This is a genomic window from Streptomyces sp. BA2 (assembly GCF_009769735.1).
Taxonomy (GTDB): domain Bacteria; phylum Actinomycetota; class Actinomycetes; order Streptomycetales; family Streptomycetaceae; genus Streptomyces.
Window position 1 is genome coordinate 4,407,895 of sequence record NZ_WSRO01000002.1, and the last position, 21,524, is coordinate 4,429,418.

Here is a 21,524-nt window from a genome sequence, read left to right on the forward strand (position 1 = left end):
TGGTGTCGGCATGAAGTCCCCTCCTTTTTCGTCCAGTTGTATCGCGTCCCGCACGAAGAACGATCAGGCGTCCCGCCCGGGGGACGATCAGGCGTCCACCGCTGCCCGCCACCGGGCGACGGCCTCGGCGGACACCGGCGCCGACCAGCCGTCGGGGCGCGAGGCTCCGCCGATGTGGAACGCGTCCACGCCCGCGGCCTTGAGCCGCGGCAGATGGTCGAGGCGGAGGCCGCCGCCGACCAGGATCTGCTGCTCGTAACCCTGCTCGCCGGAGCGCGCCGCCTCGGCGAGCAGCGTGGGCAGGCCGTCGTCCACGCCGCTCGCCGCGCCCGCGGTGAGGTAGGTGTCGAGGCCGGGCAGGTCCGCGAGCTGCTTGCGCAGGGCGTCGCGGTCGGAGGTCCGGTCGACGGCCCGGTGGAACGTCCAGCGGCAGCCGTCGAGCGCGCCCACCACGGCCTCCACCGCGGCCAGGTCGGGGCCGCCCGTCTCGTCGAGGAAGCCCAGTACGAACTCGTCGGCGCCCGCGCTCCTGAGCTCGCGCGCGCGGCGTACGAGGGCGTCGACGTCGCCCGCGGCAAAGCCGTCCGCAAGGCGCAGCATCACGCGCAGGGAGATGTCCACGGCGGCGCGGATCTCGGCAAAGGTCTCGCGGGACGGGGTCAGGCCGTCCGCGGCCATGTCGGTGACCAGCTCGAGGCGGTCCGCGCCTCCGGCCTGGGCGGCGACGGCGTCCTCGGCGTCGAGGGCGATCACCTCCAGGACTGCACGCTTGCTCATGGATGTCTTCCTTCGGGTCCGGGGCCGCGGGTGCGGGCGGCGTCAAAGCCGTCCCGCACAGGTCTAGTCCAATTACCCAGCCTACGCGCAGATCACCCCGGCGCGACCCAAGCGCACCGGGGTGATCGTAAAGTCATGTACACGTCGATCTTGCCGAGGGTTGGGGCCGGCGGCCACCGGCCGTTCAACTCAGCGGCTTGAAGCCCCTCAGGCGCAGGCTGTTGCCGACCACGAAGACCGAGGAGAACGCCATCGCGGCGCCCGCGATCATCGGGTTCAGGAGTCCTGCCGCGGCCAGCGGCAGCGCGCCCACGTTGTAGGCGAAGGCCCAGAACAGGTTCGACTTGATCGTGCCGAGCGTGCGGCGCGAGAGGCGGATGGCGTCCGCCGCCGCGCGCAGGTCTCCTCGTACGAGCGTGAGGTCGCCCGCCTCTATCGCGGCGTCCGTGCCCGTGCCCATCGCCAGGCCCAGGTCGGCCTGGGCGAGCGCGGCCGCGTCGTTCACGCCGTCGCCGACCATCGCCACGCTCCGGCCCTCCGCCTGGAGGCGCTTGACCACGTCGACCTTGTCCTGCGGCATGACCTCGGCGATCACGTCCTCGGGGGCGATGCCCACCTCGGCGGCCACCGATGCCGCGACCGCCTTGTTGTCGCCGGTCAGGAGGATGGGCGTGAGGCCCAGGTCACGGAGTCGGCTGATCGCCTCCGGGCTCGTCTCCTTCACCGCGTCGGCCACCTCAAGGACCGCCCGCGCCTCGCCGTCCCAGGCCACCGCGATCGCCGTACGTCCGGCCGCCTCGGCCTCAGCCTTCGCGCGCTCCAGCTCCACGGGCAGCCGGATCGCCCACTCCCCGAGCAGCGCCTCGCGGCCGACGAGGACCGCGTGGCCCTCGACGATGCCCTGGACGCCGAGACCCGCGACGTTCGCGAAGTCCTCGGGGGTGGGCAGCGTGCCGACCTGCTCGGCGGCGCCGATGGCCACCGCCTGGGCGATGGGGTGCTCCGAGGAGTGCTCCAACGCCCCGGCCAGGCGCAGGACTTCGGCCTCGGTCGTACTGGATGCGACATGCGTGGCGAGCAGGGTCATCTTGCCGGTGGTGACGGTGCCGGTCTTGTCCAGGACGATCGTGTCGACCTTGCGGGTCGTCTCCAGGACCTCCGGGCCCTTGATCAGGATGCCGAGCTGGGCGCCGCGTCCGGTGCCGACCATGAGGGCGGTCGGCGTCGCGAGCCCCAGGGCGCAGGGGCAGGCGATGATCAGTACGGCGACCGCGGCGGTGAAGGCGGCCGTGAGCCCGGAGCCGTTGCCGAGCCAGAATCCGAGGGTGGCGACGGCCAGGGCGATGACGATCGGCACGAAGACCGCCGAGATCTTGTCGGCGAGGCGCTGGGCCGCCGCCTTGCCGTTCTGCGCGTCCTCGACGAGCTTGGCCATGCGGGCGAGTTGGGTGTCGGCGCCGACGCGGGTGGCCTCGACGACCAGGCGTCCGCCCACGTTCAGCGTGGCTCCGGTGACCGCGTCGCCCTTGGCGACCTCGACCGGCACGGACTCGCCGGTGAGCATGGAGGCGTCGACGGCAGAGGCGCCCTCGACGACCTTGCCGTCGGTGGCGATCTTCTCGCCGGGCCGGACGAGGAAGCGGTCGCCGACCTTCAACTCCCCTACCGGGATGGTCTCTTCCCGTCCGCCGTCACGGATGACGGTGACGTCCTTGGCGCCCAGCTGGAGCAGCGCCTTGAGGGCGGCACCCGCCTTGCGCTTGGAGCGGGCCTCGAAATAGCGCCCCGCCAGGATGAAGGCGGTGACGCCCGCCGCGGCCTCCAGGTAGATGTTCCCCGCGCCGTCCGTGCGGGAGATGGTCAGCTCGAAGGGGTGCGTCATGCCGGGCGTACCGGCCGTCCCGAAGAACAGCGCCCACAGGGACCAGATGAACGCGGCCGACGTGCCGACCGAGATGAGCGTGTCCATCGTCGCCGCGCCGTGCCGCGCGTTCGTGTACGCGGCCTTGTGGAAGGGCCAGGCCGCGTACGTCACGACCGGCGCCGCCAGGGTCAGGGACAGCCACTGCCAGTACTCGAACTGCAGGGCCGGGATCATCGCCATCGCGACGACGGGCAGGGAGAGCAGGACGGCGGTGATCAACCGCTCGCGAAGGGGCCGCAGTTCATCGTCGGCCTGCCGCTCGTCCGCGTCCGCGTCCGCGCCCGGGTCCTCCGTGCGGGCCGGGGCGGGCTCCTGCGCGGTGTAGCCGGTGGCTTCGACGGTGGCGATCAGGTCCTGTACGGCGATGTCCTGGCCGCGGTAGCTGACCTTGGCCTTCTCGGTGGCGTAGTTGACGGTCGCCTCGACGCCGTCCATGCGGTTGAGCTTCTTCTCGATCCGGGCGGCGCACGAGGCGCAGGTCATGCCACCGATGGCGAGTTCTACTTCTGCCACCTCGGTGGTGCCGGGTGTGGTGGACATGGCTGCGGACTCCTTGCGACGGGGGCAGATCCTGGGTACCCGGGGCGGGTACCTCCGACGGGATCCATTTATACCCCTAGGGGGTATCGGATGCAAGAGGAACCCGAGGCGGATCCAGGGCTTGACTTCATACCCCTAGGGGGTATCTTCGGAGGCATGGAGAGGTGGAGATCCGAGATCCCCTCCATCCACCCGTCCTTTGGGAGCCTTGGGAGCCGTCATGAACACCGGACTGAAGATCACCGCCTTCGCCGCGGCCGTCGCCGCGACCTTCGGCACCGCGTACGGAGTGGGCCAGGGCGTCGACCCCGTGACCTCGGAGAAGAAGCCCGCGAGCGAGCACGGCGGGCACGCGGACGGCGGCGAGAAGGAGAAGCCAGGGGGCAAGGACGCCGGCGCGGGTCACGCGGAGACCGTGCCCGGCGGCCTGCAGATCTCCGAGCGCGGCTACACGCTCGATCTGGCGACGTCGCGCATCGACGCCGGGAAGCGCGAGGAACTGCGGTTCGCGGTGGTCAAGGACGGCGCGGGCGACGCGGGCCACGCGGGCAAGGACGGCCGGGGCAAGAACGTCACGGCGTACGAGACGGAGCACGGCAAGGAGCTGCACCTCATCGTCGCGTCACGTGACCTGACGACCTACCGCCACCTGCACCCGACCCGCGCGGCGGACGGCACCTGGTCGACGCCGGTCGAGCTCCCTGAGGCGGGCGGCTACCGCGTCTTCGCCGACTTCAAGCCCGCGGGCGCGAAGGAGGGGCTGACGCTGGGGGCGGACCTCGCGGTGGCGGGGAAGTACGCCCCGAAGGCGCTGCCCGAGACGGGCACGCGGGCGTCGGTCGACGGGTACGAGGTCACCCTCAAGGGGAAGTTGAAGCCCGGGAAGGCGGCGGACGTGACCCTGAACGTGGAGAAGAACGGCAGGCCGGTGACGGACCTCCAGCCCTACCTCGGCTCGTACGGCCACCTGGTCGCCCTGCGCTCCGGCGACCTCGCGTACCTCCATGTGCACCCCACCGGCGAACCCGGCGACGGCAGGACCCGGCCGGGGCCCGGCGTCTCCTTCTCGGCGACGGCGCCGAGCGTGGGGTCGTACCGGCTGTTCCTCGACTTCAAGCACGAGGGGGAGGTGCGGACGGCGGCGTTCACGGTGCGGGCCGGCTCCGCCGGTGGGGTGGCGGACCCGGGTCACGCGCACTGAGGGGTACGGGGCCTTGCCGACTGCGGGCGCGTCGTGCCCGCTCGCGCAGTTCCCCGCGCCCCCAAAACGACTCCCGCCGCACACACCTGCGGGTACGCGGTGGTTGCTCGCGCAGTTCCCCGCGCCCCTGACGGGGCACCCCCGCCGTACACACCTGCGGGTACGCGGTGGTTGCTCGCGCAGTTCCCCGCGCCCCTGACGGGGCACCCCCGCCGCACACGCCCGCGGGTGGGCTGTGGTTGCTCGCGCAGTTCCTCGCGCCCCTTCGGGGCGCCCCGAAGGGGCGCGAGGAACTGCGCGCCAAGCCACGACACACCGACGGACGAACACGGTGAGCTCCACCCCTAGGGGCGCGGGGAACTGCGCGACCAGCCACCGCCCACCCGCAGACACACACTCTCGGCCCCGCCCCCCACCCCGCAACGCGGGGTTTTTCGCGTTTCCCGGAGGCGGTGGCGGCTGAGGCTCAGTCGAAGATCGGCAGCTCCGATTCCTTCGCGCCCGCCAGCTCATACCGCGTCCCAGCAAGAGGGCGGCCCGTGTAAAGGCGGATCAGAGTCGGCGCGTCCCCGATGTAGCGGGCCGGCGGCCGCTTGCCGTCGGCCACGCCCAGGGCAAGCGGCTCGTCCACGCCGTCCACATCCGCGTGCAGCGGCAACGCAGACGTCGTCCTGCTGTACTCCCCGAGCAGGGCCAGCGCATCAGGCAGCCCCGCGCCCCCATACGCCCCGGGCAGCCCCCACGCCTCCCGCACATCCCCCGCGTGCACCCACTCCCCCAGCGCCACGCCGTCGAGCCGCCCCTTGAACGCGACCATGACCGCGCCCGCCTCCGTCATCCCGTGCTCCAGCTCGTCCACGATGCGGGAGTTGGGCCAGTCGGCGCGCTCGGCGATGTCGCGGTCGTTGCTCTCCGCGCTGTAGACGCCCTCCTCGAAACGGCGCTCGACGACGCGCGTCAGCGCGGCACCGCAGTGTGCGAGGACGTGCCGCACCGTCCACCCGGGACAACAGGTCCTGATCGCATACGCGGAGTCGTCGGCGTCCCTCAACAGCGGGATCAGTAGGTCGCGTTCGGTGCGGAGCAGCCGTCCGGGGCGCTCGGGGTCGTACGCCTCGTCATGCGTGGTCGTAGTCATGGTGCAAGCCAACCGTCCGCGGCCGCACATGGCAACGCACGGCAACGGACGGGCCGGAAAGATCCAGCCCGTCCGGCGTTTGAGGACGAGTACGGCGGAGCCGACGACCGGCGGCCACCCCGCTAGGCGTTCACCTTCTCCTCCGCGGCAGCAGAGTCCCGCTCCCTCCGCATCACAAGCAGCGTGACCACACCTCCCACCGCGGCCAAGGCCCCCGCGCCAGTGAACGCCGCGCTGAAGCCGTCCGTCAGTGCGGGGAGATCGCCCAGCTCCCCGGCTCCCCGCGACGTCGCGAGCGCGGTCAACGCCGCCAGGCCCAGCGCCGAACCCACCTGGTAAGTGGTGTTGACGATGCCCGAGGCCAGACCCGCCTGCTCCTGCGGGGCACCGGACATCGCGGCCATCATCGCCGGGATGTACGCGAGGGACATCCCGAGCGCGGCGACCAGCGAGGCGGGCAGCACGTCCACCACGAAGGAACCGGTCGGACCCACCTGCGACAGCCACACCAGGCCGAGCGCGAGCACGAGCAGCCCACCGCCGATCAGCGGCCTGGCGCCGAAGCGGCCGAGCAGCCGCGCGGTGACCGCCGTCATGAAGAGCATGAGCAGCCCCGTCATCGGCAACAGCGCCGCGCCGGACGCGAACGCCCCGTACCCCATCACCTGCTGGAGATAGAGGTTGAGGAAGTACCACATCGGGATCCAGGCGGCCCCGAGCAGCGCCATCGCCAGGTTGGCGGAGCCGAGCCGCGGCACGCGCCACACCTTGAGCGGCATCAGCGGCTCACGCACCGACTTCTGTACGAGGAGGAAGAGCGCCAAGAGGGCGACAGCACCGCCCAGTTGGAGGACCGTGGAGGCCGACCCCCAGCCTGCTTCCGGCGCCCGCACCACCGCGAAGACGGCCAGCGCGAGACCAGCGGTCACGAAGACCGCGCCGAGGACGTCGACCGAGCCGCGCTTGCCCTCGACCGCGGGGAGCAGCCGTGTCGCCGCGAGGGTCGCGATGCCGATCGGGATGTAGATGATGAACACCCAGGGCCAGCTCAGCCACTCCGTGAAGACACCGCCGAGGAAGACTCCGGCCGTGCCGCCCGCGGGGGCCGCGGCTCCGTAGAGGGCCATCGCCTTGCCGAGCTCCTTCGGGTCGTGGCCGAAGAGCATCATCAGGAGGGTCATGGCCGCGGGCGCGATCAGCGCGCCGCCGACGCCCTGCACGGCGCGGCCGACGACCTCGACGGTCGCGGACTGCGCGGCGGCGGCGAGCACGGAGCCGCCGATGAGGACGGCCCAGCCTGACACGAAGACCTTGCGCGCCCCGAGCAGGTCGGAGAGGCGCCCGCCGAGCAGCAGCAGGCCGCCGAAGGTGATGACGTACGCGTTGAAGACCCACTGCAACTCGCCCTGCGAGAAGCCGAGGTCCTTCTGCATCTCGGGGAGTGCGACCCCGATGATCGAGGTGTCCATGATGACCATGAACTGGGCGGTGGCGAGCACGAAGAGCGCCCACCAGCGCTTGGGGTTGGCGGTTGACATGACAGTTCCCCTCCCACTGACTTCCGACTTCTGACTTCTGACTTCCGATCGCTACATACCCCCTCGGGGTATGTAGCGATCGGACGTTAACATACCCCCTGGGGGTACTCAAGCGTTACAGTCACCCCATGCCCCACGACCACAAGGAACTCCGCGCCCGCTGGCACGCGACCCTGCTCCGCGCGAGCGAAGGAACCCCCGACCCCGCGCCCTACGCGGACAACCTGCTCGCACGCTGGGCCGAGCCGCAGCGGCGGTACCACACCACCGCCCACCTCGCGGCGGTCCTCGACCACATCGACGTACTGGAAGAGCACGCCGACGACCCCAATCTCGTGCGGCTCGCGGCGTGGTTCCACGACGCGGTGTACGCGCCGGACCGCTCCGAGAACGAGGAGCGCAGCGCCCGTCTCGCCGAACGCGCCCTCCAGGAAAGCGGGTTGACGCCCAAGGCCACGGCTGAGGTGGCCCGTCTGGTCCGCCTCACCGTCACCCACGACCCCGCCGACGGCGACCATAACGGCGAGGCGCTGTGCGACGCCGATCTGGCGATCCTGGCCGCCGCCCCGGACGCCTACGCCGCGTACGCCGCCGCCGTCCGCGAGGAGTACGCCTTCGTGCCGGACGAGGACTTCCGCGCGGGCCGGGCCGCGGTACTCCGCCAGCTCCTCGCGCTGCCACGGCTGTTCCGCACGCCGTACGGTGCGGCCGAATGGGAGGGCCCGGCGCGGGCGAACCTGGCGACGGAAATGGAGCTGCTCAGCGCCTGAGGCTCCCGTACGCTGCGCGCATGCTTTCCATGGGTGGGGATCAGGTCGAGGAAGCCGTGGCGCACGCGGCGAAGGTGCTGCGTGCGGGGGTGGAGCTCGACTGGAGCGTCAAAGCGGGCGGCCTCGACTGGTCCTGCCTGAAGACGGCCGAGCACATCGCGGGCGATCTCGTCGCGTACGCGGGCCAGTTGACGGGCCGCGCGAAGGATTCGTACGTCCCCTTCGAGATCGCCTTCGACGAGGGTTCGGGCCCCGAGGACGCGATCCGTGTCATCGAGTCGACCGGCGGCCTGCTCTCGGCGGTGGTGCGGACGACGCCGCCGGGGGTCCGGGCGTACCACCCGTACCCCTCCGGCAGCGCGGACGCGGTGGGCTTCGCGGCGATGGGCGTCGCGGAGGTGCTGCTCCACACGTACGACATCGCGCAGGCACTCGGCGTGGACGCGGAGCCGCCGGCCGCGCTGTGCGAGGCGGTCCTTGCCTGGCTCTTCCCGCAGGTCCCGCCCGCACGTACGCCTGCTGAGCAGTGGGCGACGCTGCTCTGGGCCACGGGGCGCGGCTCCCTGGCGGGGCGGCCACGCCTCGACAAGTGGCGCTGGCACAACGCCCTCTCGATCCCGGCCGGCCGGGTCGTCCTGCGGGAGGTGTCCCCCGCGTCGGCGGCGGATCTCGCGGCGGGCGGCACGGGGGGCCTGACGTGGATCGAGGGCGGGCCCTTCGACGGGACGCGGAGGGCCGCGGAGATGGTGACGAAGGCGTACGCGTCCGGGGTGCACCGGCCCGAGTGGGGCATGTTCGCCCTGGTGCGGGTGGAGGACGAGGTGGCGATCGGCGGGATGGGCTTCCACGGGCCGCCGGACGAGGAGGGCGTGGCGGAGGTCGGCTACGACCTGGCGGTCGGCGCGCGGGGCCGGGGTTACGCCTCGGAGGCGCTGGCCGCTCTCTCCACCGTGGCCCTGACCCGCCCCGGCGTCACGGCGCTGCTGGCCGTGATCGAACCCGAGAACACCCCTTCCCAGGCGGTGGTGACAAGGGCGGGCTACACCCGGATCTCGGACCGCGAGGGGAACCAGGCCTACTTGCGCCGCGCCTGAGGTCTGCCCTGCGGCGCGGTTGCGGGTAGCGGGTTACCCCGCGGCGCGGGAGCCCTGAACAGCCGCCGCTTCGCGGCGATGTTTCCCGCCCACCCACCCGATTACCCCGCGGCGAGGGAATGTCACCGCCCACCCCAGCGTTCCCTACTGTTATGCCGACCTCTGACCCGAAGCCCGCCGAGCCAGGCGCCGGCCGGAAACGAATGCCCGTAGCCGTCTACATCCTCGGCCTCGCCGTCTTCGCCCTCGGCACAAGCGAGTTCATGCTCTCGGGGCTCCTGCCCCCCATCGCGGACGACATGGACGTCTCCATCCCCCGCGCGGGCCTCCTCATCTCCGCCTTCGCCATCGGCATGGTCATCGGCGCCCCCCTCCTGGCAGTGGCGACCCTGCGGCTCCCCCGCCGCACCACCCTCATCACCCTCATCACGGTCTTCGGCCTCGGCCAGGTCGCCGGCGCCCTCGCACCGACCTACGAGATCCTCTTCGCGTCCCGCGTCGTCAGCGCCTTCGCCTGCGCGGGGTTCTGGGCGGTCGGCGCGGCCGTCGCCATCGCGATGGTGCCCGTCAACCAGCGCGCCCGCGCCATGGCCGTGATGATCGGCGGCCTCTCCATCGCGAACGTGCTTGGCGTGCCCGCTGGTGCGTTCCTCGGCGACAATTTCGGGTGGCGGTCCGCCTTCTGGGCGGTCGGCGCCGCCTCCGCCATCGCTCTCGTCGGCGTACTGACGCTCATCCCGCGCATCCCGCTCCCGGCCGAGAAGCCGCGCCTGAAGCGGGAGTTGGCCATCTACCGCGACCGGCAGGTCTGGCTCTCCATCGCGATCACCGCACTCGCGGCGGGCGGCGTCTTCTGCGCGTTCTCGTACCTCTCCCCGCTCCTGACGGACGTCGCCGGTCTCGACAAGGGGTGGGTGCCGACCATCCTCGGCCTCTTCGGTCTCGGCGCGCTCATCGGCACCGCGATCGGCGGCCGCGTCGCGGACGCGCACCTCTTCGGCGTCCTGCTCAGCGGCATCGCGGCATCGACGGTCTTCCTCGTCGCCCTCGCGCTCTTCTCCGGCACGGCTGCCGTGGCGATCGCCCTCTCGTTCCTCCTCGGCGTCTCCGCCTTCTACACCGCCCCGGCCCTCAACGCCCGCATGTTCAACGTCGCGGGCGCCGCCCCCACCCTCGCGGGCGCGACCACGACGGCCGCGTTCAACCTGGGCAACACGGGCGGCCCCTGGCTCGGCGGCACGGTGATCGACCTCGACCTGGGCTACGCCTCGACGGCGTGGGCGGGCGCGGGAATGACGGCCGTGGCGATCGTCGCGGTCACGGCGTCACTGCGGCTGCACCGCAGGACGCCGAGCCGCGTGGTCACGGCTTCGGCGGGTGACAGCGCGCAGGCTGAGGCCACTGTCGAAGCCGCCCGCCAGGGCACGCGGGGCCCCGCCTAGGGTGACCGCATGATCACGGTTCATCTGAAGTACGAGATCGATCCCGACCGCATCGACGACTTCGAGGAGTACGGCCGCCGCTGGATCGTCCTGGTCAACCGCTTCGGCGGCACCCACCACGGCTACTTCCTGCCCAGCGAGGGCGACAGTGACATCGCGTACGCCCTCTTCTCCTTCCCGAGCCTCGCCGCGTACGAGCGCTACCGCACCGACAGCGCGACCGACCCCGAGTGCCAGGAAGCCCTCGAGCTCGCGCGCCGGACGCGGTGCATCCGGCGCTACGAGCGGCGGTTCCTGCGCCCCCTGGAGTGAGCCGACCCGCGTTACGCGGGCCGTCACCCGCATTACGCGGGCCGCCCCTTGGGCCTCCGCAGCCCCGCCTCCGTGAGCCTGCGCACCAGCTCCTTCGAGCCGATCTCGACGGCCCCGGCCCGCACAGCGTCCCCGTAACGCTCCGAGGGCAGGTCGTAGTGGTCGCGCTCGAAGGCGCGGGCGGGGGCGCCGATGCCCGCCGCGAACGCGTGCAGTTCCTCGTACGAGACGTCGCTGACCAGGTGGGACCACATGCGGCCGTGGCCCGGCCAGGTCGGCGGGTCGATGTAGACCGTCACGAAAGGCCGCCCACCGGGGCCACGACGACGCCCGCCTTGCCGCACACCCAGTGCGGGTCGGGGCCCAACTCCGGTTCCACGTCCAGGGCGTGCGGGTCGCCCGAGCCGCAGACCGGGCAGAGCGGCCAGCGGCCGTAGCGCTCCAGGAGCGCGTCCTGGACGTCCTGGGCGACCAGACCCGCGACGTACTCGACGCCCTCGGGCCACTGTTCGACCCACCAGCGGCGGTGCGCCACCGACTCCTCGACCAGCGAGACGACCTCGGCCTGGGCGACCTCGCGCGCCACGAGGTCGGCGAGGACAAGTGCACGAGCGGCGTGCAGCGCCTGCTCCAGGGGGTCGATCGCGTCCATGCAGCCATTGTCCACCCCACGCGCAACTCGCCGAAGATCCGTCCGGGAAAGGAACCGAGATCGGGACCGAGATCGGGACCGAGATCGGGACCAAAGGGGTCTTGACCCATCCGGGGTCCGAAAATATCTTTCAAGCGTGACCAATGACGTGAAGGAAATTTTCGCGGGTGCGGCGCCCCCCGCCCCGGCCGCCCTCGCGGCCAAGGTGCGGACCCTCGCGCCGTCCATGACCCGCTCCATGCAGCTGGTCGCCGAAGCCGTTGCCCGCGACCCCGCGGGATGCGCGGCCCTCACGGTCACCGGCCTCGCCGAGCTCACCGGCACCAGCGAGGCCACGGTGGTCCGCACCGCCCGCCTCCTCGGCTACCCCGGCTACCGCGACCTGCGGCTCGCCCTCGCCGGACTCGCCGCCCAGCAGCAGTCGGGCCGCGCGCCCGCCGTCACCGCCGACATCGCCGTCGACGACCCGATCGCGGACGTCGTGGCGAAGCTGGCGTACGACGAGCAGCAGACCCTCGCCGACACCGCGGCCGGACTCGACACCGTCCAGCTCGGCGCCGCCGTCGCCGCGCTCGCCGCCGCGCCCCGCGCCGAGATCTACGGCGTCGCCGCGTCCGGGCTCGTGGCCCAGGACCTCGCGCAGAAGCTGCTGCGCATCGGCCACATCGCCCATGCGCACTCCGACCCGCACCTCGCCGTCACGAACGCCGTCACCCTGCGCTCCAAGGACGTGGCGATCGCGATCACGCACTCCGGGTCGACCGGTGACGTCATCGAGCCGCTGCGGGTCGCCTTCGAGCGCGGGGCGACGACCATCGCGATCACCGGGCGCCCCGGCAGCCCCGTATCGCAGTACGCGGACCACATCCTCACCACCTCCACCGCGCGCGAGAGCGAGCTGAGGCCCGCCGCGATGTCGTCGCGCACGAGCCAACTCCTGGTCGTGGACTGCCTGTTCGTAGGCGTAGCCCAGCGGACGTACGAGACGGCAGCCCCCGCACTGGCAGCCTCCTACGAAGCGCTCGCGCACCGGCACAGCCCGCGCGGCGGCAACCGCTGACCTCACCGGCAGCCCGCACGAACGTACGGGCCCCCGGCCCCGCACCGGCCACCCCCGCACGAACGAAGCACCCACCCGCCGACCCTCCGTCCGCCCGCCGAGACCGTCCCGCCTCCCGAGGGCGCCCGGCGACCACCCGCCCCCCCGCCGCACACGAAAGAGCCGCACCCCATGACCTCCTCCACGGCCGACGCCACCCCCTCCCCCTCCTCCGGCGACGGGGACAGGTACGGCGAACTCCGCGCCCAGCTGGACACGCTCACCACGGAGGCGTTCCGGCCCGAGCTCTCCGAGATCGACCGGCAGCCCACGCTGGAGATCGCGAAGATCATGAACGGCGAGGACGCCACCGTGTCCGCGGCCGTCGCCGAGCAGCTCCCGGCGATCGCCGCCGCCATCGACGGCACCGCCGAGCGCATGGCCCGCGGCGGCCGGCTCATCTACGCGGGCGCGGGAACGGCCGGGCGCCTCGGGGTGCTCGACGCCTCCGAGTGCCCGCCCACCTTCAACACCGACCCGGCAGAGGTCGTCGGCCTCATCGCGGGCGGCCCGAGCGCCATGGTCACGGCGGTCGAGGGCGCGGAGGACAGCAAGGAGCTCGCCGCCGAGGACCTGGACGGCCTCGGCCTCACCGCGGCCGACGTGGTCGTGGGGATCTCCGCCTCCGGCCGCACCCCGTACGCGATCGGGGCGGTGGAGCACGCGCGCGCCCACTACGGCGCCCTCACCATCGGCCTCTCCTGCAACGCGGACAGTGCTCTCGCGGCAGCCGCCGACCACGGCATCGAGGTCGTAGTGGGCCCCGAACTCCTCACCGGCTCCACCCGCCTGAAGGCGGGCACGGCCCAGAAGCTCGTCCTCAACATGCTGTCGACGATCACGATGATCCGCCTCGGCAAGACCTACGGAAACCTGATGGTGGACGTACGCGCGTCGAACGAGAAGCTGCGCGCCCGCTCGCGCCGGATCGTCTCGCTGGCCACAGGCGCGTCGGACGAGGAGATCGAGACGGCCCTCGCCGCGACCGACGGGGAGGTGAAGAACGCCATCCTCACCATCCTCGGCGAAGTGGACGGCCCCACGGCCGCCGACCTCCTCTCGTCATCGGACGGCCACCTCAGGGCAGCGCTCGACAACGCGCGCACGACGCCCCGCACCACCTGACTCACCTCCCCCAGCCGCTGAAGAACAGCGCCACCCTGCACACAGCAAGGCACCCCGCACATGGCAACTGACAAGAACCGCGCCACAGCCGCCGCGATCCTCCCTCTCGTCGGCGGTGCCCAGAACGTCACCTCCATCGCCCACTGCATGACGCGCCTGCGCCTGGGCCTCGAAGGTCGGCTCCACGGCTATCGGCCCGTCGGGCTGGGCCCTGTTCCCCCTCCTGGACGGCAACAAGGGCCTGGGCCTGACGATCGCGATCTACGGCGGCGGCCTCCTGGTGGGCTACGCGGTGGGCTTCTTCGCGACGTACTTCTTCGGCTTCAGCAAGCAGATGCTGACCGAACTGAACGTCGACACGACCGCCCACGAGCAGGTCGTCGCGGGTTCCCCCGCCACGACCGCGGGCCCGGCCGACCCGGCCAAGTCACCCGCGGCGGTCTGACGCCGTACGCGTGAGGGCGGCATCCGTATCGGATGCCGCCCTCACGCATGCACAGCACTGCGTACCTTTACGGCATGAGCGAGACCGTGACCCTCCGCGAAGCCACCCGCAGCGGGAAGCGCGTGGCCGCGCTGGTACCCATCGAGGCCCTGGACGCCTTCGACGAGGCGGCCGACGAACTCGCCGGGCTCGAGGCCGAGCTCCACCGGCATGACCCCACCGTCGGCACAGCCGAACTTCTCGGCGGACTCTTCGACATCGCCCCGCATCACTCGATCCGGCGAAGCCGCGCCACAACGGCTATTATGTCGCCAACGACATATTACGGTTCCCGCATGGAAGCCTTGTACACGATCGAGATGGAGCCGGACGTCCGCGCCTGGCTCGAACTCCTCACGGATCGGCATCATCGCAAAGTCGAGGAGTACGCGGAGCTGCTCGCCGGCCTGGGCGCATCCACACCCATGCCGTTCGCGCGCCCGCTGCGCGACGGGGTGTACGAGCTCCGCCCGACCCTGGACGGCCAAGACACGCGCATCACCTACTGGTTCGCGCCGGACCGCCGCTATGACCGAGCCAAGGACGGAGACGCGAAATGAGCCACACCCGCTGGAGGCTGGCCCGCGAGAGGAAGCTCAGCGAGGGATACGCCGAGTCACCGGAGGCCGAGGCCGACCGCGCCGAGATTCGCCTCGCCATGGCCTTCGCCAAGGCTGTGTACGACCGCCGCAAGGAGCTGGGGCTTTCGCAGACTCAGCTCGCCGAGCGGGCCGGACTCACCCAGGCCAAGATCTCCCGCATCGAAGGCGCGGACGCGGTACCCACCCTGCCCCTTCTCCGCCGCGTGGCCACCGCGATGAACGCCTCCTTGAACATCGCCCTGGACGCCGACCACGAGGAAGTCACGTTCATCGCCCACTCGGCGGCCTGAGGGATACGCGCCTAGGCCCGCGCCCCCACCGGCCGCCGCAGCAGATAGACCCCCGCGGTCGAGACCAGCACCGCCATGACCGCGATGAACACCAGGCCCGCGCCCTCCAGACCCATCGGACCCGTCAGTACGCCCACCCCGATGACCGGCAGCGAGATGCCCGCGTACGCGACCACGAACAGCGTCGAGATCACCGCCGCGCGCCGGTCCGAGGGAGACGCCTCGGCCACCGCCGACAGCGCCCCGCGGAACGCGAGGCCCTGCCCGCACCCGCCGACAACGGCGCTGAGCACCACCAACGCCAGCAGATCCCAGTGCAGCGCACCCGCGAGCAGCGCGAGGCCGGCGAGGAGCACGGCGCACCCCAGTGGCAGTGATCGCCCCACCCCGACCCGGCCGATCGCCAACTGTCCGGCGGTCGAGGCGAAGAAGGCCAGCGCGACGACGAGACCGCTGACCGCGTGGTTCTCCACGTTCAGGGACTCCGCGAGGAACGCCGGGCTGACCGAGGTGAACACCCCGAACAGCGCGAACCCCACGAACGAAGCGATCCCCGCGGGCACGAACACCGCCCGCACCTGCGGGGGCACTCCGGGCCGCTGCGGCCGTACCGTGCTCAGCGGCCGCGGCTCCCGCACGGTCTCCGGAAGCCGCAGCAGGACGACGGCCGAGACGGCGACCAGCGCGAGGTGCACGGCGAACGGCAGGTACAGCGGCCAGGCCGCGTACTGCGCGAGCACCCCGGCGAGCAGCGGACCGCAGCCGAGGCCGCCCATGTTGGCGGCCGTCGCCACGAACGTGGCCCGTGAGGCGCCGACGTGCGGTGCCGTGTCCATCACGTACGCCGTGGCGGCCCCGGTGAACAGTCCGGCGGACAGTCCCGAGAGCAGCCGCCCCGCATACAGCCAGCCCATCCCGACGGCGAAGAGGAAGCAGACGGCGCTCGCCGCCGCGCATCCGAGGCCCCACAGCAGTACCGGACGCCTGCCCACGACGTCCGAGGCGTTGCCCGCGAGAAGCAGCACGCCGATCACCGCGAAGGCGTACACCGCGTACACGACGGTGACCGTCAGCTCGGAGAACCCGAACTTGTCCTGGTACAGGCTGTAGAGGGGAGTCGGCAGCGTGGTGCCGGCCATGCACACGGCGAACACAGCCCCGCTGAGGAGACACTGGCGCCAACGTCGTTGATCAACGTCCATGCCGCCGACGCTAACCCGCACACCGCCCGCCACCCGCCATCCGCGCAGGGATGTCCGCGGGCTCCCCCGGAATTGTCCTTGATCGGTAACGGACTGGCCCCCGGTGCATCCCCTGACCCCCGTTCCTCGTCCTGCCAGGTGGCCGCGCGGGACCGGGGCGCGGCGCGGGACGGGACGGCAAAGGGGCGGGCAATGGCGCGGCACAGCGGTGGGCGGGGCTGGTACAGCAAGATCATCGGGGCTGCGCTCGGGGTGACGATGCTCGCCACCGGTGCGGGGGTATGGAGCGCACAGGCCGGTACTTCGGAGAGCTCCCCGCCGGCGGCCAAGAAGCCCAGCGCCGTCAAGCCGGTCTCGGCGACCATCGCTCACTCCTCGGAGGCCGGGAAGCGCGGCATCAACCTCACCATCGACGACGGCCCCGACCCCAAGTGGACGCCCGAAGTCCTCGCCGTCCTGCGGCAGTACGACGTGAAGGCCACCTTCTGCATGGTGGGGACGCAGGCCGAGGCGCACCCGGACATGGTGAAGAAGGTGGTCGCGGCCGGGCACCGCCTGTGCGACCACTCGGTGTCGCACAACACCGGCATGGACAAGGACTCCAAGGCCTACCAGTCCCAGCAGATCCTCGACGCCGAGCGCATGATCACCAAGGCGTCCGGAGGCGTACGCCCCATGTACTACCGGGCCCCCGGCGGGGCGTTCACCCCGTACAGCCGCAAGCTCGCCGCCGACCGGGGCATGCGCCCCCTGGGCTGGAACGTGGACACCAAGGACTTCGAGCGTCCGGGTACGGACGCGATCGTCGCCACGGTCCAGCGGGAGCTGCCAGGCGGCCCGACGCTCCTCTTCCACGACGCGGGCGGCGACCGCACCCAGACCGTCGAAGCCCTGCGCACGCTCATCCCCCAACTCAAGCAGCAGGGCTACACCTTCGGCTTCCCGGTCCGCTGACTTTCGCTGACTTTCACGGCAGCCGCCGCTACCGGCCCCCCAGCGGCCCCTCCCGTACATTGCGCTGGCGCATCTCGACGGCGAACCTCTCGGCCGTCACGAAGTCGTTGTCGTCGTGCAGGACGATGAGGCCGTGGTGGGCCGCGGTCGCGCAGATCTGCAGGTCGATGGCGGAAAGGGCGTGGTGCGCACCGTTCTCAGCGGCGCGCAGCTGCACTCCTTCCACCCATCGGGCTGCTCCCTTGGGCACGGACACGTCCTCGTAGATGTCCGTGAACATCGAGTTGTACTCCTCGTACTCCCTGAGGTTCCGCGCCGAGCACCTGAATTCCGTACGTTGCGGATAGCAGGAACGCACCAGGCCATCCATGAGCGCCGGGTGCCACGCCGCGTACAGGTTCTTGTCGCGCAGCAATCGCCACAGTGCCGAAGAGTCCAGCAGGTAGCCGTTCACCTACGGAATGCCTCCTTCTCAGCGCGATGCGCCGCCTCAGCAGCCTCAAGGTCCCAGTCCTGGGCGAGCTCGAAGTACTTGTCCAGGGCTGCCGCCCGCTCCAACCGCTTGTTGTACTCCTCCAGCGCGTGCGCCACCGCAGCGGTCTTCGTCTTGTGGCCGCCAAGACGCTTGGCCGTCTCCACTGCCTCGTCGTCGATCTCGATGTGTGTCAGCGACATCCCGATCTCCCATTCTGTACATGGAGGGCCCGCATCTGCCCTTCCGAGTGTACAAAGAACGGCTGCCGCCTGCCTTCGCGATCCGCTCAAGGCAACCGCCCTTCCCGATTGACCAGCCGCACTCGCTCCCGCAGCACCTCGCCCGGCAGCGCCTGCCCGACCTTCTCCGGCGGACAGTCCCACTCCCGGCCTCCGCCGAGCGGCCTGAGCTGTACGAGACCGCCCTCGCACCCCATGACCTGCCCGACGCTGCCGTCCCTGAAGTCGACGGCGTACGTCCCTGCCTCCGGCACGCCCGGATCGTCGTCGTTCACCGCGCGCCCTCCAGTACGGCGGCGAGCCGCAGCGCGGTGTCGAGGTTGCAGCGCCCCAACTCCACGAGGGGGAGCGCCCCTTCGGCCGCCGCCGTCAGCGGATCCATCCGCAGGGACGGCAGCGTGACCCCGGCCCCTTCGAGCCCCGCTCTCAACTGCCGCACGGCCTCCTCCACCGCCCGCACCCGTTCCTCCGCCGTCAGCGCCATGGTCTCTGCCTCTCACACTGGGTGTTGCTGTTTCCTCACTAAGCGTGTCCGGTGCTGCGTAGCCTGAGAAGCAACGGCGTCCCAACAAACCGGCTTGTTGGATGAGGAGTTGCACATGACCCGCCGCAAGGACCTCGACCCGTCGTCGAACCCCCGTGCCCTCCTCGGCTGCGAACTCCGTCACGCACGGGAGCGGAAGGGGATCAGCCAGGAGGCGCTGGGGGCGCCGTTGTTCGTGAGCGGCTCGTTCATCGGCCAGCTGGAGGCCGGTACGCGGCGGATGCACTTGGAGTACGCGCAGCACTTCGACGAGGTTCTGGATACGGGGGGCTTCTTCGCCCGCAATTGCAGGGCTGTGGCCAAGTCGAAGTATCCGGATCACTTTGCTGAGGCGGCGGAAGCGGAGGCCGCCGCTACAGCCATCAAGCAGTACGCGGCCTTGCTGATCCCGGGACTGCTCCAGACGAGGGCGTACGCGACAGAGATCTTCCGCGCCTACCACCCGACGGCTACGGACGACACGATCAGCACGCAGGTGGAGGTGCGACTCGAACGCGCCCACCTCCTGGACAACCCAACAACGCCCTTGTTGTGGACGATTGTTGACGAGGCAGCCCTCAGGCGAGTGGTCGGCAGCGGCACGGTGATGGCAGAAGCCCTGCGCCACGTAGGGGGCCTCGCGCGTCAGCACCGGGTCATTGTTCAGGTGCTGCCGTTTGGCGCCGGGGCACACGCGTCCATGGCCGGAACGCTGAAGCTCATGGAGTTCGCCGACGCACCTCCGCTCTGCTTCGTCGAAGGGCCGGACATGGGGCGACTGCTCGACGACCCAGTCACCGTCGCCCGTCACACTCTGATGCTCAACCTCCTCCAGGCCACAGCACTCTCTCCTAAGAAGTCCCTGGCTCTGCTGGAGTCAGTGGCGCAGGATTACGAGCATGGAGAACAGCACCCGTGAGTACGAGTACGACCTGAGCGCGGCCACCTGGCACAAGTCCAGTTACAGCGGAGGAAGCGGCAGCGACTGCGTGGAGGTCGCCACCTGGCGCAAGTCCACGTACAGCGGCGGCCAAGGCGGCGACTGCCTCGAAGTAGCCGACGGGCACCCGAACCTCGTCCCCGTCCGCGACTCCAAGAACCCCACCGGCCCGAAGCTCGTGTTCCGGGCCGCCAGCTGGTCCGCGTTCGTCGCGGACCTCAAGGACAACTAACCCCGAGGCTCAAGCCACCAGCCCCGAGCCCTCTTTTCAAGGAACGGGAGGCGGGTCTCAACCCGCCCTCCCTCCCTAGGAGTTGGCACAGCCGATCACTTTCTGGCTTCGACTTGCCACGCAGCGTGACAACGCTCTAGCGTGCCCGATTAACGAACAAAAACAACCCCCGCCCGGTGCGACAACACCTGCGGGGGTTTAACCATCACGATCGAAAGTCGAGTTCGATCCATGGCTGACGCCAAGCTTAGTGCCGCCTTCCGCCCCGCGCACGCGACCCCGCACCCGATGGCCAATCCCGGCTACGGGAAACGTTCGGCGCCCGAACAACGGCCCCGCACGAACAACGACTTCACCCACCTCCCGCCCCGCGAGGCAGCCATCGCAGCCTGCCTCGACCGGCTCCCGGACGGCGCGGACATCTCCGTAAAGACCCTGGCCAAGCACCTCCCGTACGGGCAGTGCGCCCTCCGGACCGCCCTCAACAGGCTTCAGGCAGCAGGGCACTTGAGGCGCGGCAGAGAACACGTGCTCGGAAGCGGCAGCGCCCGCTGGATCACTCGAACGTGGTTCTCCCGCACCGCGCGGGACAACACCTGGTGGGCGGCCTTCACGCGCGGCGACGTGCCGGAGCCAGAGCCGGACAGACGGCCCCAACGCCCCACCCGCAGCCGCGCGTTCATCCTCCTCGCGGCCCTCGGCCGCACGGCCCCCGCCCTCTCCCTCTCGTACGCGGACTGCGTCGCCCTGGAGCCCCAGCTCACCGAGTGGTTCACGCGCGGCGCCACGGAGCCGGACGTACTCCGCGCCCTGACCGCCGGGCTGCCGAGCCCCGTCCACAGCCCAGTGGCCCTCGTCCGCAGCCGCCTCACGACGAAGCTCCCCCCAGAACCAGCCCTCCGCCCCGTACTCCGCGTCCTTGAGTGCGGGAGATGCGGATCGCCCGGCCGACCCGAAGCCCTGCCAGGCGGCGTCTGCGGCCCCTGCCGGGGCGAACCCGGGCCACCTCGCGCGGCGGCACCCCTGCCGCCCGCAGCGGTCCGCACCCACGCGGCGGCAGCCCGCGCCGCAGCCACCGGTCTACAGGCGGGCCGCCAGGCATGACCGCTTCCGTCGCCGTTTGCCCGTCCGAGACCCAGCCCGTACAGTTTCCTGTACGTACAGGAAGTCGTACATGCCCGAGGAGGACCACGATGCGCACCATGACCTACACAGAGTCGCGAGCGAAGTACGCCGAGACGCTCAACGCCGTCACGGACGACCGCGAGGAAGTCATAGTGACCCGCGCAGGCCGGGAGCCGGTCGTCATCGTGGCGCTTGAGGAGTACGAGTCCCTGAAGGAGACGGCTTACCTGCTGCGGAACCCCGAGAATGCCCGTCGCCTGCTGGCCTCCATCGACCGCCTGGAGAGCGGTGGCGGCACAGTCAGGGAGCTCGCCGAATGAAGTTCGTCTGGGACGAGTCCCCCTGGCAGGACTACGTCTGGTGGCAGACGCAGGACCGCAGGGTCCTCAAGCGGATCAATACACTCCTCCAGGACATCGCACGCAACGGCAACGAGGGCATCGGCAAACCCGAGCCTCTGAAGCACGGCTTCCAGGGATACTGGTCCCGCCGCATCACCGATGAGCACCGCCTCATCTACAAGATCGTCGAGGACGAGATCCGTATCGCCTCCTGCCGGTACCACTACGAACGCTGACCCCACCGCGCGGAGACTGAACCGGCCCCCCTCCCCGGTCGCCTTCGCGACATACTTCCCCGGCTCCGACAGGCCCCGCTGACCGAGTTGTGCCGCTGACACGGCCGACGCCCGACCGGCGACCACGGGATCCTGAATCCGTTCCGGCCCGCGCAGTGCAAATGCGGCCATTCCCCCTTTGTCCGAAAGGGCCCCGCTCCCCGCGTGGAAACCCGAGAGCACCTTCCGGCGCCTACGTGACGTATCGAAGATGACACCGAACGTCATCG

Annotated in this window: 26 protein-coding genes and 2 pseudogenes; 17 read left to right on the forward strand and 11 right to left on the reverse strand. The window is 70.9% G+C overall.

Annotated features, from left to right (window positions below; all coding sequences use genetic code 11):
• Positions 1–87: 87 nt before the first annotated feature.
• Both E5671_RS22370 and E5671_RS22375 read right to left on the reverse strand, forming a co-directional pair.
• The gene (locus E5671_RS22370) at positions 88–777 is read right to left on the reverse strand and encodes a copper homeostasis protein CutC (protein WP_160505738.1); all 690 of its coding nucleotides are present in this window, start codon (positions 775–777) and stop codon (positions 88–90) included.
• A gap of 184 nt (positions 778–961) precedes the next feature.
• Positions 962–3,241, reverse strand: a complete 2,280-nt coding sequence (locus E5671_RS22375) for a heavy metal translocating P-type ATPase (RefSeq protein ID WP_160505739.1) — start codon at positions 3,239–3,241, stop codon at positions 962–964.
• Positions 3,242–3,461: 220 nt separating this feature from the next.
• On the opposite strand from E5671_RS22375, the gene E5671_RS22380 reads away from it, so the two are divergent.
• Positions 3,462–4,442: a hypothetical protein gene (locus tag E5671_RS22380; RefSeq protein ID WP_160505740.1), complete on the forward strand. Its 981-nt coding sequence runs from the start codon at positions 3,462–3,464 to the stop codon at positions 4,440–4,442.
• A gap of 466 nt (positions 4,443–4,908) precedes the next feature.
• Here the strand turns inward: E5671_RS22380 and E5671_RS22385 are convergent, their stop codons facing one another.
• Together E5671_RS22385 and E5671_RS22390 are read right to left on the reverse strand one after the other, a co-directional pair.
• Complete coding sequence (locus E5671_RS22385; RefSeq protein ID WP_160505741.1) at positions 4,909–5,580, reverse strand: maleylpyruvate isomerase family mycothiol-dependent enzyme; 672 nt, start codon at positions 5,578–5,580, stop codon at positions 4,909–4,911.
• Between the two features lie 122 nt (positions 5,581–5,702).
• Positions 5,703–7,118 (reverse strand): MFS transporter, encoded by a 1,416-nt coding sequence (locus E5671_RS22390; protein WP_160505742.1) that lies wholly within the window; start codon positions 7,116–7,118, stop codon positions 5,703–5,705.
• 128 nt (positions 7,119–7,246) lie between these two features.
• Between E5671_RS22390 and E5671_RS22395 the strand changes: the two genes are divergently transcribed.
• From E5671_RS22395 to E5671_RS22410, 4 genes are all read left to right on the forward strand, one after another.
• On the forward strand, positions 7,247–7,888 hold the full coding sequence (locus tag E5671_RS22395; RefSeq protein ID WP_160505743.1) for an HD domain-containing protein: 642 nt from the start codon (positions 7,247–7,249) through the stop codon (positions 7,886–7,888).
• A 20-nt stretch (positions 7,889–7,908) separates the two neighbouring features.
• Positions 7,909–8,982: a GNAT family N-acetyltransferase gene (locus E5671_RS22400; protein ID WP_202121215.1), complete on the forward strand. Its 1,074-nt coding sequence runs from the start codon at positions 7,909–7,911 to the stop codon at positions 8,980–8,982.
• A 203-nt stretch (positions 8,983–9,185) separates the two neighbouring features.
• Positions 9,186–10,424 (forward strand): Cmx/CmrA family chloramphenicol efflux MFS transporter, encoded by a 1,239-nt coding sequence (locus E5671_RS22405; RefSeq protein WP_160510349.1) that lies wholly within the window; start codon positions 9,186–9,188, stop codon positions 10,422–10,424.
• Between the two features lie 9 nt (positions 10,425–10,433).
• Positions 10,434–10,736 (forward strand): NIPSNAP family protein, encoded by a 303-nt coding sequence (locus tag E5671_RS22410; RefSeq protein WP_160505744.1) that lies wholly within the window; start codon positions 10,434–10,436, stop codon positions 10,734–10,736.
• Between the two features lie 32 nt (positions 10,737–10,768).
• Here the strand turns inward: E5671_RS22410 and E5671_RS22415 are convergent, their stop codons facing one another.
• The gene (locus E5671_RS22415; protein WP_160505745.1) at positions 10,769–11,035 is read right to left on the reverse strand and encodes a DUF4031 domain-containing protein; all 267 of its coding nucleotides are present in this window, start codon (positions 11,033–11,035) and stop codon (positions 10,769–10,771) included.
• The gene (locus E5671_RS22420; RefSeq protein ID WP_160505746.1) at positions 11,032–11,388 is read right to left on the reverse strand and encodes a hypothetical protein; all 357 of its coding nucleotides are present in this window, start codon (positions 11,386–11,388) and stop codon (positions 11,032–11,034) included. The genes E5671_RS22415 and E5671_RS22420 overlap by 4 nt, the downstream gene beginning before the upstream one ends.
• Before the next feature lie 136 nt (positions 11,389–11,524).
• On the opposite strand from E5671_RS22420, the gene E5671_RS22425 reads away from it, so the two are divergent.
• The 6 genes and pseudogenes from E5671_RS22425 (at position 11,525) to E5671_RS22445 (ending at position 14,988) form a co-directional block, all read left to right on the forward strand.
• Positions 11,525–12,448, forward strand: a complete 924-nt coding sequence (locus tag E5671_RS22425; protein WP_160505747.1) for an SIS domain-containing protein — start codon at positions 11,525–11,527, stop codon at positions 12,446–12,448.
• A gap of 171 nt (positions 12,449–12,619) precedes the next feature.
• The gene (gene murQ, locus E5671_RS22430; RefSeq protein WP_160505748.1) at positions 12,620–13,612 is read left to right on the forward strand and encodes an N-acetylmuramic acid 6-phosphate etherase; all 993 of its coding nucleotides are present in this window, start codon (positions 12,620–12,622) and stop codon (positions 13,610–13,612) included.
• A gap of 60 nt (positions 13,613–13,672) precedes the next feature.
• A pseudogene (locus tag E5671_RS47805) lies at positions 13,673–13,771 on the forward strand (PTS transporter subunit EIIB); the annotation flags it as partial.
• Positions 13,772–13,787: 16 nt separating this feature from the next.
• Positions 13,788–14,057 (forward strand): annotated as a pseudogene (locus E5671_RS22435) (PTS transporter subunit EIIC); the annotation flags it as partial.
• 74 nt (positions 14,058–14,131) lie between these two features.
• The gene (locus E5671_RS46365) at positions 14,132–14,656 is read left to right on the forward strand and encodes a type II toxin-antitoxin system RelE/ParE family toxin (RefSeq protein ID WP_237330218.1); all 525 of its coding nucleotides are present in this window, start codon (positions 14,132–14,134) and stop codon (positions 14,654–14,656) included.
• On the forward strand, positions 14,653–14,988 hold the full coding sequence (locus E5671_RS22445) for a helix-turn-helix domain-containing protein (RefSeq protein ID WP_160505750.1): 336 nt from the start codon (positions 14,653–14,655) through the stop codon (positions 14,986–14,988). Before E5671_RS46365 ends, E5671_RS22445 begins: the two co-directional genes overlap by 4 nt.
• A gap of 11 nt (positions 14,989–14,999) precedes the next feature.
• Here the strand turns inward: E5671_RS22445 and E5671_RS22450 are convergent, their stop codons facing one another.
• Positions 15,000–16,190: an MFS transporter gene (locus E5671_RS22450; protein WP_160505751.1), complete on the reverse strand. Its 1,191-nt coding sequence runs from the start codon at positions 16,188–16,190 to the stop codon at positions 15,000–15,002.
• A 192-nt stretch (positions 16,191–16,382) separates the two neighbouring features.
• Here E5671_RS22450 and E5671_RS22455 point away from each other — a divergent pair, with 192 nt between their 5' ends.
• Entirely contained in the window at positions 16,383–17,144 is a 762-nt protein-coding gene (locus E5671_RS22455; RefSeq protein WP_160505752.1) for a polysaccharide deacetylase family protein, read from the forward strand.
• 28 nt (positions 17,145–17,172) lie between these two features.
• Here the strand turns inward: E5671_RS22455 and E5671_RS22460 are convergent, their stop codons facing one another.
• From E5671_RS22460 to E5671_RS22475, 4 genes are all read right to left on the reverse strand, one after another.
• Complete coding sequence (locus E5671_RS22460) at positions 17,173–17,598, reverse strand: PIN domain-containing protein (protein ID WP_160505753.1); 426 nt, start codon at positions 17,596–17,598, stop codon at positions 17,173–17,175.
• Positions 17,595–17,819: a type II toxin-antitoxin system VapB family antitoxin gene (locus tag E5671_RS22465; RefSeq protein ID WP_160505754.1), complete on the reverse strand. Its 225-nt coding sequence runs from the start codon at positions 17,817–17,819 to the stop codon at positions 17,595–17,597. The genes E5671_RS22460 and E5671_RS22465 overlap by 4 nt, the downstream gene beginning before the upstream one ends.
• 86 nt (positions 17,820–17,905) lie before the next feature.
• The gene (locus E5671_RS22470; RefSeq protein ID WP_202122786.1) at positions 17,906–18,133 is read right to left on the reverse strand and encodes a hypothetical protein; all 228 of its coding nucleotides are present in this window, start codon (positions 18,131–18,133) and stop codon (positions 17,906–17,908) included.
• Positions 18,130–18,342 carry a hypothetical protein gene (locus E5671_RS22475; RefSeq protein WP_160505755.1) on the reverse strand — a complete coding sequence of 71 codons (213 nt, stop codon included), beginning with the start codon at positions 18,340–18,342 and terminating at the stop codon, positions 18,130–18,132. Before E5671_RS22475 ends, E5671_RS22470 begins: the two co-directional genes overlap by 4 nt.
• Positions 18,343–18,457: 115 nt before the next feature.
• Here E5671_RS22475 and E5671_RS22480 point away from each other — a divergent pair, with 115 nt between their 5' ends.
• The 5 genes from E5671_RS22480 (at position 18,458) to E5671_RS22500 (ending at position 21,255) form a co-directional block, all read left to right on the forward strand.
• Positions 18,458–19,300, forward strand: a complete 843-nt coding sequence (locus E5671_RS22480) for a helix-turn-helix domain-containing protein (protein WP_160505756.1) — start codon at positions 18,458–18,460, stop codon at positions 19,298–19,300.
• Entirely contained in the window at positions 19,281–19,553 is a 273-nt protein-coding gene (locus tag E5671_RS22485) for a DUF397 domain-containing protein (RefSeq protein ID WP_160505757.1), read from the forward strand. Before E5671_RS22480 ends, E5671_RS22485 begins: the two co-directional genes overlap by 20 nt.
• A 231-nt stretch (positions 19,554–19,784) precedes the next feature.
• Complete coding sequence (locus E5671_RS22490) at positions 19,785–20,657, forward strand: hypothetical protein (RefSeq protein ID WP_237330219.1); 873 nt, start codon at positions 19,785–19,787, stop codon at positions 20,655–20,657.
• A gap of 89 nt (positions 20,658–20,746) precedes the next feature.
• A complete protein-coding gene (locus E5671_RS22495) occupies positions 20,747–20,998 on the forward strand; it encodes a type II toxin-antitoxin system Phd/YefM family antitoxin (RefSeq protein WP_160505758.1) in 252 nt (83 codons plus the stop codon).
• Positions 20,995–21,255: a Txe/YoeB family addiction module toxin gene (locus tag E5671_RS22500; protein WP_160505759.1), complete on the forward strand. Its 261-nt coding sequence runs from the start codon at positions 20,995–20,997 to the stop codon at positions 21,253–21,255. Before E5671_RS22495 ends, E5671_RS22500 begins: the two co-directional genes overlap by 4 nt.
• Positions 21,256–21,524: the final 269 nt, after the last annotated feature.

Bases quoted from the DNA above. Each gene is read 5' to 3' on its own strand.
- E5671_RS22380 (WP_160505740.1), top strand. From the start codon at position 3,462: ATGAACACCGGACTGAAGATCACCGCCTTCGCCGCGGCCGTCGCCGCG.
- E5671_RS22495 (WP_160505758.1), top strand. From the start codon at position 20,747: ATGCGCACCATGACCTACACAGAGTCGCGAGCGAAGTACGCCGAGACG.
- E5671_RS22455 (WP_160505752.1), top strand. From the start codon at position 16,383: ATGGCGCGGCACAGCGGTGGGCGGGGCTGGTACAGCAAGATCATCGGG.
- E5671_RS22390 (WP_160505742.1), bottom strand. From the start codon at position 7,118: ATGTCAACCGCCAACCCCAAGCGCTGGTGGGCGCTCTTCGTGCTCGCC.
- E5671_RS22500 (WP_160505759.1), top strand. From the start codon at position 20,995: ATGAAGTTCGTCTGGGACGAGTCCCCCTGGCAGGACTACGTCTGGTGG.
- E5671_RS22385 (WP_160505741.1), bottom strand. From the start codon at position 5,580: ATGACTACGACCACGCATGACGAGGCGTACGACCCCGAGCGCCCCGGA.
- E5671_RS22375 (WP_160505739.1), bottom strand. From the start codon at position 3,241: ATGTCCACCACACCCGGCACCACCGAGGTGGCAGAAGTAGAACTCGCC.
- E5671_RS22400 (WP_202121215.1), top strand. From the start codon at position 7,909: ATGCTTTCCATGGGTGGGGATCAGGTCGAGGAAGCCGTGGCGCACGCG.
- E5671_RS22485 (WP_160505757.1), top strand. From the start codon at position 19,281: ATGGAGAACAGCACCCGTGAGTACGAGTACGACCTGAGCGCGGCCACC.
- E5671_RS22475 (WP_160505755.1), bottom strand. From the start codon at position 18,342: ATGGCGCTGACGGCGGAGGAACGGGTGCGGGCGGTGGAGGAGGCCGTG.
- E5671_RS22480 (WP_160505756.1), top strand. From the start codon at position 18,458: ATGACCCGCCGCAAGGACCTCGACCCGTCGTCGAACCCCCGTGCCCTC.
- E5671_RS22410 (WP_160505744.1), top strand. From the start codon at position 10,434: ATGATCACGGTTCATCTGAAGTACGAGATCGATCCCGACCGCATCGAC.
- E5671_RS22420 (WP_160505746.1), bottom strand. From the start codon at position 11,388: ATGGACGCGATCGACCCCCTGGAGCAGGCGCTGCACGCCGCTCGTGCA.
- E5671_RS22445 (WP_160505750.1), top strand. From the start codon at position 14,653: ATGAGCCACACCCGCTGGAGGCTGGCCCGCGAGAGGAAGCTCAGCGAG.
- murQ (WP_160505748.1), top strand. From the start codon at position 12,620: ATGACCTCCTCCACGGCCGACGCCACCCCCTCCCCCTCCTCCGGCGAC.
- E5671_RS22370 (WP_160505738.1), bottom strand. From the start codon at position 777: ATGAGCAAGCGTGCAGTCCTGGAGGTGATCGCCCTCGACGCCGAGGAC.
- E5671_RS46365 (WP_237330218.1), top strand. From the start codon at position 14,132: ATGAGCGAGACCGTGACCCTCCGCGAAGCCACCCGCAGCGGGAAGCGC.
- E5671_RS22405 (WP_160510349.1), top strand. From the start codon at position 9,186: ATGCCCGTAGCCGTCTACATCCTCGGCCTCGCCGTCTTCGCCCTCGGC.
- E5671_RS22465 (WP_160505754.1), bottom strand. From the start codon at position 17,819: ATGTCGCTGACACACATCGAGATCGACGACGAGGCAGTGGAGACGGCC.
- E5671_RS22450 (WP_160505751.1), bottom strand. From the start codon at position 16,190: ATGGACGTTGATCAACGACGTTGGCGCCAGTGTCTCCTCAGCGGGGCT.
- E5671_RS22395 (WP_160505743.1), top strand. From the start codon at position 7,247: ATGCCCCACGACCACAAGGAACTCCGCGCCCGCTGGCACGCGACCCTG.
- E5671_RS22490 (WP_237330219.1), top strand. From the start codon at position 19,785: ATGGCTGACGCCAAGCTTAGTGCCGCCTTCCGCCCCGCGCACGCGACC.